The sequence below is a fragment of the Fictibacillus sp. KU28468 genome (assembly GCF_026153615.1).
Lineage (GTDB): Bacteria > Bacillota > Bacilli > Bacillales > Fictibacillaceae > Fictibacillus_C > Fictibacillus_C marinisediminis.
Genome location: NZ_CP110666.1, coordinates 3597975 through 3615128 on the forward strand (window position 1 = coordinate 3597975; position 17154 = coordinate 3615128).

Annotated in this window: 24 protein-coding genes; 9 read left to right on the plus strand and 15 right to left on the minus strand. The window is 42.0% G+C overall.

Annotated features, from left to right (window positions below):
* Positions 1-52 precede the first annotated feature (52 nt).
* On the plus strand, positions 53-484 hold the full coding sequence (locus OKX00_RS18870) for a ferritin-like domain-containing protein (protein WP_053355543.1): 432 nt from the start codon (positions 53-55) through the stop codon (positions 482-484).
* A 59-nt stretch (positions 485-543) separates the two neighbouring features.
* Here OKX00_RS18870 and OKX00_RS18875 read toward each other — a convergent pair whose 3' ends face one another.
* The 3 genes from OKX00_RS18875 to OKX00_RS18885 are packed head-to-tail and all read right to left on the minus strand — an operon-like array spanning position 544 to position 3309.
* Positions 544-1305, minus strand: a complete 762-nt coding sequence (locus OKX00_RS18875; protein WP_265408437.1) for an EcsC family protein — start codon at positions 1303-1305, stop codon at positions 544-546.
* A gap of 46 nt (positions 1306-1351) precedes the next feature.
* A complete protein-coding gene (locus tag OKX00_RS18880; protein WP_265408438.1) occupies positions 1352-2569 on the minus strand; it encodes an ABC transporter permease in 1218 nt (405 codons plus the stop codon).
* Positions 2566-3309 carry an ABC transporter ATP-binding protein gene (locus OKX00_RS18885; protein ID WP_062236648.1) on the minus strand — a complete coding sequence of 248 codons (744 nt, stop codon included), beginning with the start codon at positions 3307-3309 and terminating at the stop codon, positions 2566-2568. Before OKX00_RS18885 ends, OKX00_RS18880 begins: the two co-directional genes overlap by 4 nt.
* Before the next feature lie 550 nt (positions 3310-3859).
* Here OKX00_RS18885 and OKX00_RS18890 point away from each other — a divergent pair.
* From OKX00_RS18890 to OKX00_RS18900, 3 genes are all read left to right on the plus strand, one after another.
* Positions 3860-4285: an HIT family protein gene (locus OKX00_RS18890; protein WP_265408439.1), complete on the plus strand. Its 426-nt coding sequence runs from the start codon at positions 3860-3862 to the stop codon at positions 4283-4285.
* Between the two features lie 237 nt (positions 4286-4522).
* Positions 4523-5608: a 3-phosphoserine/phosphohydroxythreonine transaminase gene (gene serC, locus OKX00_RS18895; RefSeq protein ID WP_265408440.1), complete on the plus strand. Its 1086-nt coding sequence runs from the start codon at positions 4523-4525 to the stop codon at positions 5606-5608.
* Positions 5609-5725: 117 nt separating this feature from the next.
* The gene (locus OKX00_RS18900) at positions 5726-6256 is read left to right on the plus strand and encodes a tryptophan transporter (protein ID WP_053355549.1); all 531 of its coding nucleotides are present in this window, start codon (positions 5726-5728) and stop codon (positions 6254-6256) included.
* 38 nt (positions 6257-6294) lie between these two features.
* Here OKX00_RS18900 and OKX00_RS18905 read toward each other — a convergent pair whose 3' ends face one another.
* Both OKX00_RS18905 and OKX00_RS18910 read right to left on the minus strand, forming a co-directional pair.
* Complete coding sequence (locus tag OKX00_RS18905) at positions 6295-6711, minus strand: YkvA family protein (protein ID WP_062236658.1); 417 nt, start codon at positions 6709-6711, stop codon at positions 6295-6297.
* A 98-nt stretch (positions 6712-6809) separates the two neighbouring features.
* A complete protein-coding gene (locus OKX00_RS18910; RefSeq protein ID WP_053355551.1) occupies positions 6810-7004 on the minus strand; it encodes a hypothetical protein in 195 nt (64 codons plus the stop codon).
* A 153-nt stretch (positions 7005-7157) separates the two neighbouring features.
* Between OKX00_RS18910 and OKX00_RS18915 the strand changes: the two genes are divergently transcribed.
* Both OKX00_RS18915 and OKX00_RS18920 read left to right on the plus strand, forming a co-directional pair.
* Positions 7158-7514 carry a YtxH domain-containing protein gene (locus OKX00_RS18915; protein ID WP_265408441.1) on the plus strand — a complete coding sequence of 119 codons (357 nt, stop codon included), beginning with the start codon at positions 7158-7160 and terminating at the stop codon, positions 7512-7514.
* Between the two features lie 212 nt (positions 7515-7726).
* Positions 7727-8311, plus strand: coding sequence for an HTH-type transcriptional regulator Hpr (locus OKX00_RS18920; protein ID WP_053355553.1), 585 nt, complete (start codon positions 7727-7729; stop codon positions 8309-8311).
* Here OKX00_RS18920 and OKX00_RS18925 read toward each other — a convergent pair.
* Positions 8302-8643 carry a DUF1878 family protein gene (locus OKX00_RS18925; RefSeq protein ID WP_175501899.1) on the minus strand — a complete coding sequence of 114 codons (342 nt, stop codon included), beginning with the start codon at positions 8641-8643 and terminating at the stop codon, positions 8302-8304. The two genes, OKX00_RS18920 and OKX00_RS18925, sit on opposite strands and share 10 nt — an antisense overlap.
* 104 nt (positions 8644-8747) lie before the next feature.
* On the minus strand, positions 8748-9317 hold the full coding sequence (locus tag OKX00_RS18930) for a YpmS family protein (protein ID WP_265408442.1): 570 nt from the start codon (positions 9315-9317) through the stop codon (positions 8748-8750).
* 89 nt (positions 9318-9406) lie between these two features.
* On the opposite strand from OKX00_RS18930, the gene OKX00_RS18935 reads away from it, so the two are divergent.
* The gene (locus OKX00_RS18935; RefSeq protein ID WP_053355556.1) at positions 9407-9592 is read left to right on the plus strand and encodes a hypothetical protein; all 186 of its coding nucleotides are present in this window, start codon (positions 9407-9409) and stop codon (positions 9590-9592) included.
* Positions 9593-9658: 66 nt separating this feature from the next.
* On the opposite strand, the gene OKX00_RS18940 is transcribed toward OKX00_RS18935, so the two are convergent.
* From OKX00_RS18940 to OKX00_RS18950, 3 genes are all read right to left on the minus strand, one after another.
* The gene (locus tag OKX00_RS18940; protein ID WP_082316023.1) at positions 9659-9742 is read right to left on the minus strand and encodes a YjcZ family sporulation protein; all 84 of its coding nucleotides are present in this window, start codon (positions 9740-9742) and stop codon (positions 9659-9661) included.
* Positions 9743-9796: 54 nt separating this feature from the next.
* A complete protein-coding gene (locus tag OKX00_RS18945) occupies positions 9797-9892 on the minus strand; it encodes a YjcZ family sporulation protein (protein ID WP_082316024.1) in 96 nt (31 codons plus the stop codon).
* A 111-nt stretch (positions 9893-10003) separates the two neighbouring features.
* A complete protein-coding gene (locus tag OKX00_RS18950) occupies positions 10004-10102 on the minus strand; it encodes a YjcZ family sporulation protein (protein ID WP_082316025.1) in 99 nt (32 codons plus the stop codon).
* 211 nt (positions 10103-10313) lie between these two features.
* On the opposite strand from OKX00_RS18950, the gene OKX00_RS18955 reads away from it, so the two are divergent.
* Positions 10314-11195 (plus strand): peptidylprolyl isomerase, encoded by an 882-nt coding sequence (locus tag OKX00_RS18955; protein WP_265408443.1) that lies wholly within the window; start codon positions 10314-10316, stop codon positions 11193-11195.
* 212 nt (positions 11196-11407) lie between these two features.
* Positions 11408-11731, plus strand: a complete 324-nt coding sequence (locus tag OKX00_RS18960; RefSeq protein ID WP_265408444.1) for a hypothetical protein — start codon at positions 11408-11410, stop codon at positions 11729-11731.
* A 367-nt stretch (positions 11732-12098) separates the two neighbouring features.
* On the opposite strand, the gene OKX00_RS18965 is transcribed toward OKX00_RS18960, so the two are convergent.
* From OKX00_RS18965 to OKX00_RS18985, 5 genes are all read right to left on the minus strand, one after another.
* A complete protein-coding gene (locus OKX00_RS18965; protein WP_082316026.1) occupies positions 12099-12359 on the minus strand; it encodes a sporulation YhaL family protein in 261 nt (86 codons plus the stop codon).
* An 81-nt stretch (positions 12360-12440) separates the two neighbouring features.
* Entirely contained in the window at positions 12441-13751 is a 1311-nt protein-coding gene (locus tag OKX00_RS18970; protein WP_265408445.1) for an MDR family MFS transporter, read from the minus strand.
* 380 nt (positions 13752-14131) lie between these two features.
* Positions 14132-15091, minus strand: coding sequence for a 3'-5' exoribonuclease YhaM (gene yhaM / locus OKX00_RS18975; protein ID WP_062236691.1), 960 nt, complete (start codon positions 15089-15091; stop codon positions 14132-14134).
* A gap of 35 nt (positions 15092-15126) precedes the next feature.
* A complete protein-coding gene (locus OKX00_RS18980; protein ID WP_265408446.1) occupies positions 15127-16479 on the minus strand; it encodes a sensor histidine kinase in 1353 nt (450 codons plus the stop codon).
* Entirely contained in the window at positions 16476-17147 is a 672-nt protein-coding gene (locus OKX00_RS18985; RefSeq protein ID WP_265408447.1) for a response regulator transcription factor, read from the minus strand. Before OKX00_RS18985 ends, OKX00_RS18980 begins: the two co-directional genes overlap by 4 nt.
* Positions 17148-17154 lie beyond the last annotated feature (7 nt).

A 17154-nucleotide genomic window follows, 5' to 3' on the forward strand; every position in this document is an offset into this window, starting at 1 on the left:
TATGCAAACGGGGAAGAATAACTCAGAATGAATTTTGGGAGGTAATGTAAAGATGGAAAAAGATTTACAAGCACTAATTGATGGACTAAACGAGGATCTAGCCAACGAATATTCAGCGATCATTATGTACAATCACAACGCAGCAACGGTTTCAGGAATCTTTCGCCAAGTGCTAAAGCCATTCTTTGAGTCAGAAATTGGCGATGAACAAGGCCATGCCCTTTACCTTGCAGAAAAGATCAGCACACTCGGCGGAATACCTACAACAACTCCAAAAGAAGTCAAACAGGTAACAGATGTACGCCAAATGCTTGAAGAAGCAAGAAATGCAGAAATTGACACCATTCGCCGATACGAAGAACGCAAAGAGCAGGCAGCTCAGCTGAAACTGACGGAACTGGTTGTCCAGCTCGAAGACATGATTGCTGATGAAACCAAACATAAAGAAGAAATGGATCGTCTCTTAAAAGACAACCGATTCTAAAATAAAACAATAAAGCTGCCCCCGGATAAACCAATTGCTTTATCCGGGGGCAGCTTTAATTATGTCTCTTTCAGCCAGCCTTTTTCCTTTAATTGATTGATTGTCCTCAGCCGGAAGCAATTCTTCGCTGTTTTTCCAAGTTCATCCAAAAAGCGATAGTTCGCATAAGCACCCACTACTGCTCCAAAACCAGGGATCATCTGCAGCATTTTTACTAGATCGACATGATCTCTGTAATCCTGCTGCAAAGATTGCCAATCAATATTCTGCAAATATTGCTGCTCAGACGGAAAATCTGCAATGGTCAGTTCCCAGTTCATGATTTTCTCCAAGAGTTCTTTTCTCTTAAACGGGCTTGAGTAAGAAAGCTGAAAGATATACAAAATATACAGGCGTTCACGATAATCTTTTACATTGTATCCGTAGACTCCAGCCACATCGAACAGAAATTTCATTTTAATTCCTAATAAGATTGGAAAATCCGCAAGGCCCAGCAAAAATCCCCCCGCCCCTGTCCCCGCCCCCTCAACTGCAGCTGTCCGGCGGTAAGCGGTGATTAAAGAATCTGCCGCTTGATCACTTTCCCTGAGGGCAAGAGGAGCAAGCGGCTGCTTTTTCGAGGTATATTCTGAACCAATCAGTGTGCCGTGCACCATGCTTTTGATGCTTTTCGTGATCACCTGATGAACCTTTTCGGGCAGAAGTTCATTTATGCGGGTTTGCAGTTTTTTAGCAGATCGGTCCCAGAGAGAGGGCTTTTTGTTGATCTCTTTTTCCCATCTGTTCAGTTCAGCCAGAATTTGTGTTTCATACTTTCCCATTCAGCTTCCCCTCAATCCTTCCCAGCCTTGCTTGGTTGTATTACTACTACATTACTCGCAAAAGCTGTTTTTTAGTATAGTAAGCGGTAAACAGCCAAACAAAGATAACTGCAGCCACTCCTGATACAGCTCCAATCATCCAAGTCCCTCCCGTCAGAAGCAGAAAGGCAATATAAAGGACGGCCTGGATGGATAAAAGGATACGAAGCCATTTTTGAAAGGCCTGAAAACGCCATTGGTGTTTGACAGGATACAGCTCAAACCATACGTTTCCCCTGTGGTGACCGTAAAGCGGCAGCAATTGTACGCCTGTTGCATGCATAAATAACAAGACGAGTAAAGGATGCCACCACCCGGACGGGATCCAGAAAAGGAAAAGAACGCCGATGATGATCAGTCTAATGTAGATTCCATAATAATCATTGGATCGAAAAAACGTCTTGCGGTATAAACCGTCAAACGTATGTCTCTGTTTATAGGCCACTTTGGAAAGCAGTGACAGCCACTTTCTCGGCTTTACTTTTTGAGACAGATGAGGGACGTCTGTGAACAAGTTGGCAATCCGATAAAGCTTCATCATCATGCCATTTTCCACTTCAAGCAAATGCTCCCACTTGTAGCCGTGCACTTTCTTGATGTAACCAAACACAAAATTTGATAAAACGTACATAATGGCAAGAATAGCGATGATAAACACATAAGCCTTCTGAAAAAGAAGATACAGGAACACTGCATTAACAGCCAAACGGATGGCCATATAGTTCCTCCTGCTGCGGTCAAAGGGCAGCCGCTGTTCTTCCCATGAGGTTTTGACGTTCCATATTTTTGCTGACAGCAACAGAATTAAGGTCAGCAGCATCTCAAACAGCCTTCCGGAAATGAACTTTGAAAACAGCGGCCCGAATGCGAGAAACACAACGACGATCACGAAGCATTGAATGATGATCGTATAGCGCAAGGAATGCCTGAAATATTCTTTCATTCTCGATTCGACAGGCAGGAGAAACACGAGGTCGCCTTTTTTCAAAAACGTCCGTACTGGGCTTTTTGTCAGCAAATAGGCAAACACCGCTACAAGCAGCCAGGACGCTGGAAAGTTTTCAGGCAGCTGTTTAAGGATCCTGGCATAATAGAAGCTTCCCATCACAAACAAAATGTAAAGCGAGAGCATGAACCCGCTGTTTCCAATCAATCTGAAGTAGCGGAGCGCTATTGTAAAATACTGGTCCTTCCTGTTCTCCCATATCTTTGTGAAATCCATCATGGCCTGTTTCCTCTGCTGGTATAAATATAGATCTCATCGAGCGTAGCCTGAGGATTTCCGACCTGATTTTTCAATTCCGCTAACGTCCCTTCCAAAGCGATCTTGCCTTCATGCAGGATGATGAAACGATCGCAGTACCGTTCCGCCGTTGCCAGGATATGTGTTGACATCAGGATGCCTGCTCCGTTATTTTTAAACCTTTCCATCAGTTCCAGAAATGAATGAATGCCGAGCGGGTCCAGTCCGACGAATGGTTCGTCAACGATGTAGAGTTCAGGCTCTACCAGGAAAGCGCACAAGATCATGACTTTCTGCCGCATACCTTTTGAAAAATGTCCAGGAAACCATTTGATTTTATTTTCCATGTTAAATTCCGTAAGCAGGGGCCTTACTCTTGTTAAAAACGTCTGCTCCTCCAGGCCATAAGCCATGGCAGTCATCTCGAGGTGTTCCCAAAGAGTAAGCTCTTCGTACAGGATAGGTGTCTCTGGTATGTATGATAACTGTCCGCGATATTCCTCCGGTTCCTCCTGAAAGGTCTTCCCATTAATTCTGGAAGTACCTTTATTCGGCTCCATAAGACCTAAAACATGCTTGATGGTCGTACTTTTACCCGCTCCGTTCAAACCGATCAGCCCTACGATTTCATTGGCATGCACATTAAAGGAAACATCATGCAGCACAGGCCTGTCAGGTGAATAGCCTCCTGTTAATCCGTTGACTTCAAGAATTTTTTTCATGTTCGACCCCTTCTTTCCCAGCTTCTCCTCTATTTTACCGAGATTGTCCATTTTATATGAAAAACCGCACCGCGAACCACGTTTTAAAAAAGCTGTCCTTCCTTTCAGGAACAGCTGCGGCACCTCTAATTTGTTATCAATTCCGTCTTTATTTCATCTTCATCATACTATGTTTCTTTTTTGTTTTCCAACGGCTGCATTTTTTATGGATAAACTTCTTGATTCTTGGCAAACCTATATTTGAAGAAGGCATCCCCCCTTCTTCGAGGGAGATTTTAGGTGCTATATAACGATTTGAACAACCAAATTCAGGGAGATGATTCTCTTGGAAAGATTATTGCTTACCTAAGCTTTTAATCCAACAGAATGAGGTGTTCGCAAAAAAATCGAAATGTATGTTTCCAGGTTCTCCTTTCTTCTCTAACCTCTATAAGGAAGAGGGCTCTACAAACGTAGGGTCCTCTTTCTTTGTTTAAATTTCTAAATGTTCCAATAACATATTGTCCGCACTTATGCTAAAATGAGAAAAAACATTTTCAGAGGTGATGAAATGAACCATGACGAGCATTGTATTTTTTGTAAAATCGTGAAGGGCGAAATACCAGCCTATAAAGTATATGAAGACGAAAACGTTCTGGCCTTTCTCGATATCAGCCAAGTCACAAAAGGGCATACCCTCGTAATCCCAAAGGAACATTACAAAGATATTTATGCCCTGCCTGCTGAAGCAGCAGGAAAACTGTTCGCAGCTGTTCCGGACGTTGCCGAAGCGATTAAAGAGTCATTTGATCCCATCGGTCTTAATGTACTGAATAATAACGGAGAACCTGCAGGACAATCCGTTTTTCATTACCATGTACATATCATTCCCCGCTATGGCAAAGGAGATGGCTTTGGAGCGGTGTGGGAAACCCATGATTACTCACAGGAAGAGTTCAGTGAGATTTCCAGCTCGATTGCTTCCCATCTTTCTTAATAACATTTGTATATCTGCTGCCTGAATCAAGGCAGTTTTTTATTTTATAAGCTCTGTTAGTCCATGTTGTTGATTTTTGGTGGGGTGTGATTGAACCGCCAGCTATCACCCCTTCTTATTGGAGAAAAAGACTTGAGGGCCTCTTTTAAGCATCTATGCGATGTCCAATATGATTGAAATTAACAATCTGCTTTAACAAAGCATTGAAACCACTAAATAAGGGGAGGAATTCTATTCATGAAACAGGTATATAATTTTAACGCAGGACCTGCAGCTTTACCCCGGCAGGTATTGGAAAAAGCAAAAGAAGAATTTTTGGATTTCCAGGACACGGGGATCAGCATTATGGAACACAGCCATCGCGGAAAACACTATGAGGAAGTTCATGAAGAAGCAAAAAACCTTTTAAAAGAACTGCTTTCTATACCCGATCAGTATGAAGTTCTATTCTTGCAGGGCGGTGCTAGCCTGCAATTTGCGATGATACCCATGAATTTTATGAAGCCCGACGAACAGTCCGGCTATATCTTAACCGGTTCCTGGTCTGAAAAAGCGTTAAAAGAGGCCAGTAAATTTGGAGATGCAAAAGAGATCGTATCAGGAAAAGCTTCCAACTACGCCTCTATTCCTGATCTTCCTTCTTTTTCTCCTGAAGAATATTCGTATGTTCATATAACATCCAACAATACCATCTATGGTACACAATGGGCTTCATTCGAAGGTATTGACCACCCTTTTTTGATCGCTGATATGTCCAGTGATATTTTAAGCAGAAGGATTCCCGTAGATAAGTTCGGCCTTATTTATGCAGGAGCTCAAAAGAACCTGGGCCCTGCGGGTGTGACGGTAGTAATTTTTCGAAAAGATGCAGCCGAACTGGCAAATGAAGGGCTTCCGGCCATTCTTTCGTATGAGACACACATTAAAAACCGTTCGCTCTATAACACCCCGCCTACCTTTTCCATCTATCTCTTGAAACTCGTTCTTGAATGGGCGGAAAATCTGGGCGGTCTGGGGGAACTCGAAAAAAGAAACCAGGAAAAAGCGCAGCTCATCTATGAAGCCATTGATCAAAGCAGCGGCTTTTATTCAGGACATGCTGCCGAGGACAGCCGTTCATTGATGAATATTACGTTCACCTTACAAAATGAAGATTTGACGAAGCAGTTTTTAAAAGAAGCAAATGAACAAGGATTTTACGGGCTGGCCGGCCACAGGTCCATCGGCGGATGCAGAGCATCAGCCTATAATGCAGTTCCTCTTAAGGCCTGTCAGGCACTTAGGAATTTCATGGAAAATTTCCAGAAAAAACATGATAAATAGTCTTTAATTACTGTTCAAAAAGCTCCAGATTTGTTATTATAGTGATAACTTCTTTGCATAGGGCAAAAGTGCACCTATGAAAGATGAATTAAGAGTTGAGTTGAGGAGAGATGAGTAATGAAAACTAAATCATTAGCACTAACAGGTGTTTTATTAGCATTGGGGTATGTTCTTCATGCTATTATGCCGCCATTCTTTTTAGGCATGAGGCCTGATATGATGCTTACTATGCTTTTTCTAACGATTATCATGTTCCCGTCGCTTTCTAACGTCATTGTAGCTGCGCTGGCAACAGGAGTCATTACAGCCATAACAACAACTTTCCCGGGCGGGCAGATCGCCAACCTGGTCGATAAACCAATAACCGCACTCGTTTTTTTAGGACTATTCCTACTCGTTTCGCGCTTTAAACTAAATGCATTAACAGCTGCGATATTAACTTTCGCTGGAACGATTGTGAGCGGATCGATTTTCCTCGGTACAGCTCTTCTCGTTGCCGGCCTGCCTGGGACGTTTTTGTCCATCTTCCTGGCGGTCGTATTGCCAACAGCTGCCGTAAACTGTGTCGTCATGTTCGTCTTGTATCCGGTAGCACACAGCATCAGAAAGCGTTCAATGCCTCCGCAATCGAAAGAGGCACAAGTATAATTCATTTTAATAAGCCATAAAAAAAGCCGGTACCTGATTTAAGGTGCCGGCTTTATGGTTTGCTCTTCTTCTTCCCATTCCATGTAATGATCGATTTCTTTTTTAATCGTTTTATATAAAAAAGCCAAAACAGCAGCATCATCCAATAGGCCAATGCCTACCAAAAAGTCTGGAACAGCATCGATTGGACTGACAAAATAAAGCAGGGCCGCAACAATAAGCATCATCGATTTTTTTGATACATGCCGGTATGAGCCATCGCGATAATGCTTCACCAGCCTGATTAACGCTTTCACCTGAGAAGTCAGTTCCCGCAAGCTGCTGTTGTTTTGTGCAGATTCTGTTTTTTTCTCGGCATTGGTGATCAGTTCACCTGTTTGATGATCATCATCCAGAATAACAGAGGCCTTGCTTTTCATTCTGTTAAAATAATTACCGATGGTGTGACGCTCCATAATACCCTCCTCCTGACTTGTTGTTATTATACCTTTATCTATTATATTTCTAACATAAAAAAGCAGATTCAAAAAGAATCAGCTTTCCCTATTTTTCGTTATTTTGTGACAAAAGTGAGCAAACAGACAACTAGCCCCGTAATCCCGATCAAGCCGAAAACGACAGCGGTTTTTCTCTTTTTTTTGATGGAAGTGTTACGAAAGGAATACTGGCGGGTAGTGTTTAAGGAGTACATCATGCGCATAATTAAAAGCAGTCCTGCAATCAGCAATATTATGGTTTTCCAATTCATTGTCCATCCCCCCCATTTTATAAATATGCAGGTGCCTGTCCAATCATGCCGAAAATCATCGTTAAATATTTATGTTTTCGTGAAATTTCTCAATAGGAATTCTTCTGATCCACCAAGAATGTAATACTAACTATAAAAGAGGAGGAATTATTTATGTCTAAAGCAAAATCTTTACTTTACGGCTTCGCCATCGGAACAATCGTTACAGGTGCAACTACCCTGCTGTCTACGCCTAAGTCAGGCAAGGATGTCAGACAGGACATTAAAGACAGTGCGAATAAGTTAAAGAACTCTGTCTCCCAAATGAAACGTGAGAGTATTACTCTTAAAGAAAAAATTATGTTTGTTTCCAAAGAAGGAAAGGACGCGTTCAAACAGGCTTCTGCTGACTTAAAGAAGGATATTGATCATTGGAAGGAAGATGTTCAGCCCAACATGGAAAGTATCCAGGAGAACGTAAAAGAGATCCAGGACACGCTTGAGGAAAGCAAAGCTACCCTGGCTAAATAATCACTGTACAATTGGGGATCTCCCTAGAACTGGGAGATTTCTTTTATTATTTAACTATTATGATCTTCCATATCTTATCATACTTAAGTTTCATGCCTTTATTACCAATTTTTCTTTTAGTTTTGAAAAATTTTACTTTCTTATTATAGAAAATACTGGCATAATGAGGGATAGATTGATGTTCTTATATGTAGTAATGGAGGGCATTTAGTATGGAAAAGGACAATTTGTACAGTGTAAAGGAAGCGATGATTTTCAGTCATAAATTCGCGCAGATCAGCAAAGCATTATGGAAGAGTGTGGAAAAAGACTGGCAGAATTGGATTAAGGATTACGGATTAAACATCAACGAACATCACATTTTATGGATTGCACATCAATTGGAAGGAGCCAGCATTTCCGATATTGCAAAATTCGGAGTCATGCATGTGTCGACTGCTTTTAACTTTTCGAAAAAGCTGGAGGAACAAGGCTACCTTTCATTTTCCAAAAAAGAAAATGACAAGCGCAATACATACATTCAATTGACGGATAAGGGTGAAGAGCTTCTCCTAAAAACAATGGAAACCTATGATCCGTCAAGCTTCGGTGTCTTTTCATCCGCTTTACCGATCAAGGAACTCTTCGGAAAGTTCCCTGACTTCCCTGAGATCATGTGCATGATCCGAAACCTCTACGGTGAGGACTTCATGACGATCTTTAACAAACTTGAGTTGAAAGTTGAAGAAAGCTTGGAGGAAAAGCCCCCAAGCAATGTCATACCAATGACTCCTGAGCTGGCAGGCATTCACTCGTAACGCCGTGCCAAATCATACAGCTTATCCATAAGTTCAGGATAGACGCCTTGGGTACGAAGAGCTTGAACGGTTTCTCTTGGCTTCAGCTTTGGATTCAGCATTCCTGCAAAATGGAGAAGAAGAGGAAGGTATTGCACATAACCACTCTCCGTCTGGACCTCAAAACGTCTTTGGAGTTCATCGCACAATGAAAGGACATCTCCCACCTCGTCTTCGCTCAGGTGTTTTTCCATCACCAGCGTATAGAAGGGATATGTCCTTAAATTAATCGATTGTACAGTAAGCCGGTTATAATATTCCAGCCGTTCAACACGTTCTTCAATCGTTTCCATCTTCATCCTGCTTTCTTATAGTCGATCTTTAGTTTCTATTGTATAGTAAAGCCGCCTTTTTTGTAAGGCGGCTTTCTTCTTATCTTCTAAAATTCTCCATCTGTTTATTTTCCAAACACGTCTATCGAAATATTATTATGCGGCAGATCGACCTCTTTGGCCTTTACCTTAATGTGCTTCTTTATGTTCATCTTGGTCAGCTGCACGTGAATCATTTCTTCCTGCGGGTAAACCTTCACCCATTTGGGGAGGTCTACACTGTTTGAAACAAGATTAAGCACTTGCTCGCCCGGCAGGTTCAAACGTCCGACCTGTACATTTTTTTCATGCAGAGCCAGATCTCCATTCGGAAGAACTTCTGGCGCCAGCGACATCTGGTATATTACTTCTCTTCCAAAAACGTCTACCCGCCCGAACAGTTTCATCTGATTCGTAAGCTTTACCTTTAGGTCCAGGTTTTTTTGTTCCTCAATTTGTTTGTTCATTAGAAACGCAGCCTGTTCTTTCCCCGTATGTATAGTGAATAGTTTCTTCCCCGCCAGTGATCCACCGGTTTGTTCAGCTTTATCAAAGTCCTTTTCTCCTCCTGAAAAAATCAACGAAGCAATGACAATGATAACGATGACGATAACGGCAGCCAGAGCAAAGAAGCTCCATTTCCATTTGTTTTTCATTTTCGTCCTCCAATAGTTGCATTTTTCTATTCTTATTCCCCAACTTTTGTTAAAGTAAGAATGGTAGCTTTTTATGGAGGTATTGTAACATGCCAGATGTGATATTTGTAATTCTTGCCCCTGTTTTTTTATTTGTTTTTAATACCCTCACCAATGAACTCTGTTCACGTAAATCCATTCCTGCTGAAACACAGCCCAATGTGTTCCGTACCATAAATGTTCTGATTACCATTCTTTTAATCAGTGCTTATGTAGAAAACATCTTTACATACTAATAAGGCATCCCCTATGCTTCTACGAAAACAAAAGGGATGGCAGATGCCACCCCTCTCTAGTTTTCGTCAACAAAAACAAATGCATCCGATAATAATGAGTAGGATTATCAATACAACAATCAGCTCAAAGCCGCCAGAAAAACCGTTCATTGAAATACCTCCTCCGGCAGAAAAAGCCGGTTTACTACCGATTATAAGGAGTGATTAACACCATCCTCCCCAACATACACATCCGACGATGATCAACAGAATAAACAACACAACGATTAACGCAAAGCCTCTTCCATGTGTAGAACCCATGATGCCACCTCCTTTATTTCTTACGCTATCCTATGCAGCCCACCTATTGCTCGCATAGGCGAATGCCTGTAAATCGAAATAAATTTTAAACTTTTGCCTACGTCCTTGTCCTTACCACGTGAAGCAAGTACAGCCAATTATTATTAATAAAATGAAAAGAATGATCAGAATTAAAAAGCTATGTCCGAATCCAGCACCGCATCCCATCATCTATCTCCTCCTTTTTTCTTCTCCACATCATATAGTGATATGTCTTGGTTTGATTAGACGAATGTCCCGGTTTATAAAAATTTCCTTGCTCAATGAAACAGTAAATTCGTGTAATTTTTCTCATAATTCCGAGTATGAATAGGATTTTATCCAATGTTTATGCTATAGTAGATACTGTGAAAATATTACTCGAACAGTGGGAGTGTGTCAGATGAAAAAATGGTTATTATCCCTTGGACTTGCTGCGGGAGTGTTGTCGCTGTCAGCGTGCAACTCCGGTGCAGGATCAGAGAAGGTTGTGGAATCCAAAGCTGGAGACATCACCAAGGATGAATTCTACAATGAGCTTAAGGCACAGTACGGAGATCAAGTTCTTAAGCAAATGGTAGATAATAAACTTCTCGAAAAAGAGTACAAGGTTACCGATAAAGAGATTGACAACGAGATCGCTAAAATCAAAAAACAGCTTGGCAGTGAAGACCAGTTCAAGCAAGCCCTTCAACAAAACGGCATTAAAAACGAAAAAGATTTACGAAAACTCGTTAAGACACAGCTTCTAAATAAAAAGGCAGCAACTGATGGTGTCAAAGTTACCGATGCCGAAATGAAAAAAGTATTTAACGAAAAATATAAAGAAGAAGTAAAAGCAAGCCACATCCTGGTGGATGATGCTAAAACAGCAAAAGAAGTAAAAGCGAAACTTGATAAAGGTGAAGACTTTGCCAAACTTGCTGAAAAGTATTCCAAAGACCCTGGTTCTAAATCAAAAGGCGGAGACCTCGGCTACTTCGGTAAAGGCCAAATGGTTCCTGAATTTGATAAAGTGGCATTCAAGCTTAAACCTGGACAAGTCAGCGACCCTGTAAAATCTCAATTCGGCTACCACATCATTAAAGTCGTAGACAAGAAAACCAACAAGTTTGAAGACAAGAAGAAACAAATCAGCGAAGAACTGAAACAGCAAAAAGCGAAACCAACAGACCAGGTCATCACTAAGCTTCAGAAAAAAGCTGACATCAAGATCAAAGATAAAGACCTAAAAGACGCACTTAAAAAACAAGACACTCAAATGCCGGCACAGCCACAGCAATAATGAATGGCTGAAACGCTTTGCTCAGAGCCCCGTTGAACTGGAGCTCCTGAAATTCAACACGATTTTTGTGTTGGGTTGAGGGAGTGAAGTTGGCGGGGCTCTAAGCGTTGAAGTTGGATCGATGAAAAGCTGAAGTACCCGTTCAAAGCCGATAGACGGTGGAACTTTTACACAGCAACACAAAGAGGGCTTGTCAAGAAGTCTGGAAGCTGTTGATTTCCGCTCCAGGCTGCTCGCTTTTACCGGCGCGAGCTCCTACTTTCGCGGGGCGTGCGATGAGCCTTACCGGCGTGAATGCCTACTTTTTGGTGCAAGCACCGGCGGGAGTCTCATCTGTCACGCTAGTCCCGCAGGACAAGGAAGGCTTCGGCAGCGTTATATCGCACGAAGAAAATGTGAAATTCATTTTCGAGGAGTCTCGCACCTTGCACTCCAATCAACTTTTCATTGAAGATTTTTCACGCCAAAAAGGAGCTGCTGAAGGTCAATTTTCGACTTTCAGGACAGCCCCTCTTTTTTTATATTGGTTGGAATAATTGAATGGTCGAATTGTGTTAATATAAATTGTTCGATAATAAAATTACCTGTTTCGATAATAAACTTCTAATATCGATAATATATTCTTTTAGCACTCCTAAATAAATGATAAATGATAATTTCCAAGTTGAATAATCTCTAAATGTCTGCTCTGACCAGCTATATTTCAACTAAGAAGAGAAAAAACACATAGAACTGGCAGATTTTTAACGCTTTATACACCGATTTACTCGTTTTTCAGCCTGGTTAAGTGCTTTTCCACATCTCCACTACTGTTTACCAACCTTTACCGCCCGCAATAACAAAAAACCGCCCAACAAGGTTTCATACACAGTACCTTGCCGGCCGGCTTGTTAAACATTTACCCTATTTACTTCTGCGTTCACGTTCTTCAGCGATTCGTTTCATGAATACTTCCCCTTCTTGTTCAATCACCTTCAGGTCGAGAAGCTTTTGTTCAGAACCTAAATTGTAGCTCCGGTATCCGCTGAAGATGATGCCTGCGACCACAAAGTATACCCAAAATGGCGTTAAATCAAAGAAATATTGAAGAGGAGCAACAAATTCTTTTAAAACAAAAGCAACAATGAGTAAGACTCCAAGTCCCAGGGCTACATATCCTTTCATTCCTATTCCTCCTAAAGACAAGCTTCGTATTCCCATCTTATGAAGCATGGAAAAAAGATATGTCATTTGATTATTGTTTTTTTAACCTGCCGCGTTGGGAGCAACTGACTTTTGTTTTTCTGTCCCTGCCATTTTTCTATCATGCAGACGGAACATCACGTGATATAAGCCTGCACTGATTACGGTTAGAACGAACAGCATAAAGAACGTCCATTGAAAACCAATCCACATGGTAAGCGGAATTGCTAACGGTGCTAAGCTTCGCCCGATGGAGAAACGCAGTCCTGCTGCGGCAAAATATTGTCCGCGCATATGTTCCGGAGCCAACTTGGAGATAAAGCTCTCCTGAATGCCGACGACCATCAGCTCAGCAGCTGTAAAGACGGTAATAGCCAGGAAAAGGAACCAGATGACGGTCGTGTTGCCATAAAGCAGCATACCTACTCCATATAAAAGAGAGGAAATGACAAAGATGTTTCCTTCTTTGTATTTATTCATCCACTTTGACATAAAAACGGTAAACAGCGCGACCAATAAACCATTTGTTGATACGATGTAACCGAACGCTTTTTCACCTGAAAGCGATAGTGACCAGTCACCGAGATGAAGCAGCGTCTGTACAGGAACCTTTTCTGTCGTATACACCGCAATCAATAAATCAAGCTGCATAAAGGTCTGTGCGACGAGCACACCTGCCAGAATAAACAATAGGAAAAGTTTATCTTTTGCAATTACCCGGTAATCTCTCAACTGATCCCAGACGACCTCGGACCATTTTTTCGGCTCGCCGTTCTTGTCTTCAACAATCGGCTTCTTCTCCGGCACGGTTTCCCTGATAAACCTCTGCAGGACAAAAGTCAGGATAATGCCAACAATCGTACAGGCCAGCAGCAATTCAAACCGGTAATCGAAAAAGAAGATGCTTCCCAATGCCGGTCCGAACACAACTGAAATGTTAATGCTCGTATAAAAGACAGCAAACACTTCACTGCGGTTCTTCTCAGGCACTACATCCGCGATCATTGCATGGCTTGCCGGCCAATACAAAGATCCGAACAAACCTAATGCCGTAAACGCCAAAAAAGTCAGCACAGGCGAATTCAGCCAAGGAGAATTGGCCAGTGCGAACAGAGCAAAGGAAAGTGCCTGCCCTGCACCGGCAACCACCATCATTTTCTTTCTTCCGAATGTATCGGCACAATAACCGCCGACCAGGTTGGTTACGACTCCCACCAACTGGGAAGCGACCAGCAGCATACCGGCTTGTTCTTTTCCAAGTTCATCGGAAAAATAAATCGCCATATACGGGAAAAACATCCAAAACAGCAGATTAATTACAAACTCTCCCAAAAGCCGAACTTTAATATTTCTGTCCCAATCTTTCCACTTCATCCCTATCACTCTCTTTTCATATGTTTCAATCAAATAACAATCAACCGATCTCTTGAGCGCTTATTATTGGAAAGTGCTGAAATTGGGCATAAAAAAGCCTATAGCTGCGCATTCCACGTCAACTATAGGCTTCTATTACGTGCTGAAGGCTATAGCATGACAAATGGGTCCATCGCTCAAGAGAAAAGGTCATAACTAAATAAATCACACTTGTACGCTATAACGTAAGGAAACAGAGCTCCTTCAGCCGTCCGGTACAACATTTGATTTAGTTAGTTATTTAGCAGACACCTTTTCTTGAACAATGGGTTTCATTTGTCATTGCCTCCATCTCATTTATCTCTCTCTCTAAATTTACCATATTCAAATTGTTACGACAATTACTTTTTTGCTAATTCTTTTTCAAAAAGCGGTTTGTAGAGGCTGCGGTTTTCCAGAGGGAAGATTTTTTCCGTGAATTCCCCTGGTTCCACCTTGACCAGCGCTCTGTCCATCATGTTGATTTTCGCATCGAAATTATCAATCATATGAAGGATCTCCGCTTCACGGATCATCGGTGCTTTCGGGCTTCCCCATTCTGGTTTGCTATGATGGCTTAACACGAGATGCTGAAGGACCGTTACTTCCTCTCCTTCAATTTCCAGTTCTTTTGCGATAATCCCGATCTCATTCACCATAATGGAAATGTGGCCGAGGAGCTTTCCTTCCAGCGTATAGTTGGCAGCCACAGGACCGGACAGTTCAATCACCTTGCCCAGGTCATGAAGGATGATGCCGGAATAAAGCAGATCAGTATTAAGCGAAGGATACAGGGTTGATATTCCCCTGGCCAGATCAAGCATGGACACGACATGGTAGGCAAGACCAGAAACGAATTCATGGTGATTTTTCACGGCTGCAGGGAACTTTAGGAAATCATCCTGATATTTCTTTAAAAGGTTCCTTGTAATTCTCTGGATGTTAGGATTTTGCATCTCAAAAATGTACTGTGTGATTTTCTCCATCATCACATCTTGTGTAAGCGGTGCTGTTTCTACGAAATCACTAATCTTCACGCCGTCAATCTCAGATGCCGGACGGATATGTTTGAGCTTGAGCTGCATCTTTCCTCTGTAGTTGCTCATATCACCGGTAACTTTGATCAAAGCCTGTGGAACATATTGCTGTTCGTCCTCCGGGGAGCAGTCCCATAGTTTTGCATCGATATCCCCTGTCTGGTCCTGCAGGATTAGGTTTAAAAAGGGTTTACCGTTGCTTGCTGTAGATTTTGTGGATGATTTTATCATTAAATAGGAGTCTACCACTTCTCCCACTTTATATTGAGCAAGACCTTTTTTCATTATGCCACCTCATATTTTATTTATATTGTTTAAACTTATGTCTGCCTGTCCTTTGGAAGAATGACTTCGAATAGAATACCATCTTCAATATTGGTCACTTTGGGTATTCCGCCATGCAGCTCGGCAATTCGATTCACGATCGCTAATCCAAGACCGAACTGCCCTTTATTGCCTTTACGGAAAGGCAGGAAAAGATTTTCACGGTCCCGGTCTGAAAGCTGCTCTCCATCATTCCATACGCCAAGGGTGATGTTGTTTCCTTCTTCTTTTGCCGATAATATGATCTCGGATCGTGCATACCTCATCGCATTTTGGATAAAGTTCTCAAAAACGATTGTGATCTGCTCACGGTCACCCCAGAATAAAACTTCATCACCAATGATGGAAAGCTCAATATCATCCCGCTGAAAACGGAAACGGCTGATAATTTCTTCCGCAAGGACTCCAAAATAGATCATTTCCCACTGAAGGGTCTGTTGTTTCAGTGTATCAAGCTTTGTATAATACAGCATGTTTTTTACCCGGTTTTCCATCCGGTCGGCTTCACTTAAGATTACATCCATCATATCTTCAATGTTATTTTTCGGCATGATGCCGTCCTTGACCGACTGGGCATAACTCTTAATGGTCATGACCGGTGTTTTCAGTTCATGTGAAGCATGCTGGATAAACGTCTTTTGAGCAGTATCGTATCGGATCAGATTCTGGCGCATGGATTCAAACTGCTGCGAAAGCTTCTGGAATTCATCATCTTCATGCCAGATGAAGGGCTCTTTCCAGTTTCGCTTGGCGATCTGTTCAAACCGTCTGCCCAATATCGTCAATGGAGCGCGAAGATAGCGGGCCATCCAAAGGGCCGGGATAACGGCAATCATCCCTGTGAAGAATAAGATCCAGAGAAGCCGTGTCCATAGCCGGTCCACCATCTGGTCACGGTACGTATCCCACATATAAGAAATTAAATAAAAGTCGCCATGTGAATCAGTTTCCAGTCTTTTAATGATGTAAAACAGCGTGGCATCGCCATACGTCAGTTCATACTTCTGCTGGTCAGACTTCTGCTTATAGGCATGTGAACCCATTTCAGCCAATACGCGATCGGGAATATAGTCTCCTTTTGTGCCAAGATAATCATTTTTAATGACCACATGTCCGACAGAACGGCCTAATTTTCTGCGCTCAATAAAATCAATCGATGTATCAGGCTGAGGAATCTCTTTATCCTGATCCATAAGTTTATCCTGTTCGATTTTGATAATCTTATAGGTTTCATCTGTCATCGTTTTTTTAATAGATAGCGGAAAGATAATAGCAAGAATAAGCCCTATGAGAAGAATTAAAAGGGCGAACGATATCCAGATTCTCTGTGTCAGGTTTAAACGGATCATGAGGTAACGATCCTATACCCGTTACCATAGACCGTTTCAAGATTTAAGCGCGGCATCTTCTTTCTTACCCGCCGGATGACATCATCAACCGCACGTTCAGATCCGAAGTAATCAGAGCCCCACACGTGAGCCAGGATCTCTTCCCTGGCTTTTGAGGTACCAAGATTTTCAATCAAATACAGCAAAACGTCCATTTCTTTTGACGTCAGATTGATCAGTTCCTCGTCAAAGGTAATCTTTCTCGTGACCGGATCAATGATATAACCCGTGACTTCTATTTTTTTAGGAACCATTGCTCCGCTTTCATATACCCGAATCAGAAGTTTTTTAGCACGTATGACAAGCTCCCTTGGCATAAATGGCTTTGCAAGATAATCATCACTGCCTAATTCCAGACCGACGATCCGGTCGAGGTCCTGATCCCTGGCTGAAATAAAAATAACCGGAGTATCGGAATGCTGTTTAATCTTTCGTAATACTTCATATCCGTCAATTCCAGGCAGCATAATGTCTAATATCCAAAGATGAGGGGTATCTTCTACGTTTTTCGCGGCCTCTTCGCCATTGTCAAAAACGGTCACGTTCCAGCCTTCCTGTTCCATATACGCTTTTAAAACCTGTGAAAGATTCTCTTCATCTTCCACCAGGTAAACATTATAGTCACTCATTGGTCGT

Excerpts from the sequence above, each read along its gene's own strand:
- OKX00_RS18930 (WP_265408442.1), bottom strand. The coding sequence starts at position 9,317 with ATGAAAAACAAATGGAAATGGAGCTTCTTTGCTCTGGCTGCCGTTATC.
- OKX00_RS18915 (WP_265408441.1), top strand. The coding sequence starts at position 7,158 with ATGTCTAAAGCAAAATCTTTACTTTACGGCTTCGCCATCGGAACAATC.
- OKX00_RS18935 (WP_053355556.1), top strand. The coding sequence starts at position 9,407 with ATGCCAGATGTGATATTTGTAATTCTTGCCCCTGTTTTTTTATTTGTT.
- OKX00_RS18940 (WP_082316023.1), bottom strand. The coding sequence starts at position 9,742 with ATGAACGGTTTTTCTGGCGGCTTTGAGCTGATTGTTGTATTGATAATC.
- OKX00_RS18875 (WP_265408437.1), bottom strand. The coding sequence starts at position 1,305 with ATGGGAAAGTATGAAACACAAATTCTGGCTGAACTGAACAGATGGGAA.
- OKX00_RS18905 (WP_062236658.1), bottom strand. The coding sequence starts at position 6,711 with ATGGAGCGTCACACCATCGGTAATTATTTTAACAGAATGAAAAGCAAG.
- OKX00_RS18950 (WP_082316025.1), bottom strand. The coding sequence starts at position 10,102 with ATGATGGGATGCGGTGCTGGATTCGGACATAGCTTTTTAATTCTGATC.
- OKX00_RS18885 (WP_062236648.1), bottom strand. The coding sequence starts at position 3,309 with ATGAAAAAAATTCTTGAAGTCAACGGATTAACAGGAGGCTATTCACCT.
- OKX00_RS18870 (WP_053355543.1), top strand. The coding sequence starts at position 53 with ATGGAAAAAGATTTACAAGCACTAATTGATGGACTAAACGAGGATCTA.
- OKX00_RS18970 (WP_265408445.1), bottom strand. The coding sequence starts at position 13,751 with ATGAAGTGGAAAGATTGGGACAGAAATATTAAAGTTCGGCTTTTGGGA.
- OKX00_RS18925 (WP_175501899.1), bottom strand. The coding sequence starts at position 8,643 with ATGGAAACGATTGAAGAACGTGTTGAACGGCTGGAATATTATAACCGG.
- OKX00_RS18890 (WP_265408439.1), top strand. The coding sequence starts at position 3,860 with ATGAACCATGACGAGCATTGTATTTTTTGTAAAATCGTGAAGGGCGAA.
- OKX00_RS18900 (WP_053355549.1), top strand. The coding sequence starts at position 5,726 with ATGAAAACTAAATCATTAGCACTAACAGGTGTTTTATTAGCATTGGGG.
- OKX00_RS18955 (WP_265408443.1), top strand. The coding sequence starts at position 10,314 with ATGAAAAAATGGTTATTATCCCTTGGACTTGCTGCGGGAGTGTTGTCG.
- OKX00_RS18910 (WP_053355551.1), bottom strand. The coding sequence starts at position 7,004 with ATGAATTGGAAAACCATAATATTGCTGATTGCAGGACTGCTTTTAATT.
- OKX00_RS18985 (WP_265408447.1), bottom strand. The coding sequence starts at position 17,147 with ATGAGTGACTATAATGTTTACCTGGTGGAAGATGAAGAGAATCTTTCA.
- yhaM (WP_062236691.1), bottom strand. The coding sequence starts at position 15,091 with ATGAAAAAAGGTCTTGCTCAATATAAAGTGGGAGAAGTGGTAGACTCC.
- OKX00_RS18920 (WP_053355553.1), top strand. The coding sequence starts at position 7,727 with ATGGAAAAGGACAATTTGTACAGTGTAAAGGAAGCGATGATTTTCAGT.
- serC (WP_265408440.1), top strand. The coding sequence starts at position 4,523 with ATGAAACAGGTATATAATTTTAACGCAGGACCTGCAGCTTTACCCCGG.
- OKX00_RS18980 (WP_265408446.1), bottom strand. The coding sequence starts at position 16,479 with ATGATCCGTTTAAACCTGACACAGAGAATCTGGATATCGTTCGCCCTT.
- OKX00_RS18965 (WP_082316026.1), bottom strand. The coding sequence starts at position 12,359 with ATGAAAGGATATGTAGCCCTGGGACTTGGAGTCTTACTCATTGTTGCT.
- OKX00_RS18880 (WP_265408438.1), bottom strand. The coding sequence starts at position 2,569 with ATGATGGATTTCACAAAGATATGGGAGAACAGGAAGGACCAGTATTTT.
- OKX00_RS18945 (WP_082316024.1), bottom strand. The coding sequence starts at position 9,892 with ATGGGTTCTACACATGGAAGAGGCTTTGCGTTAATCGTTGTGTTGTTT.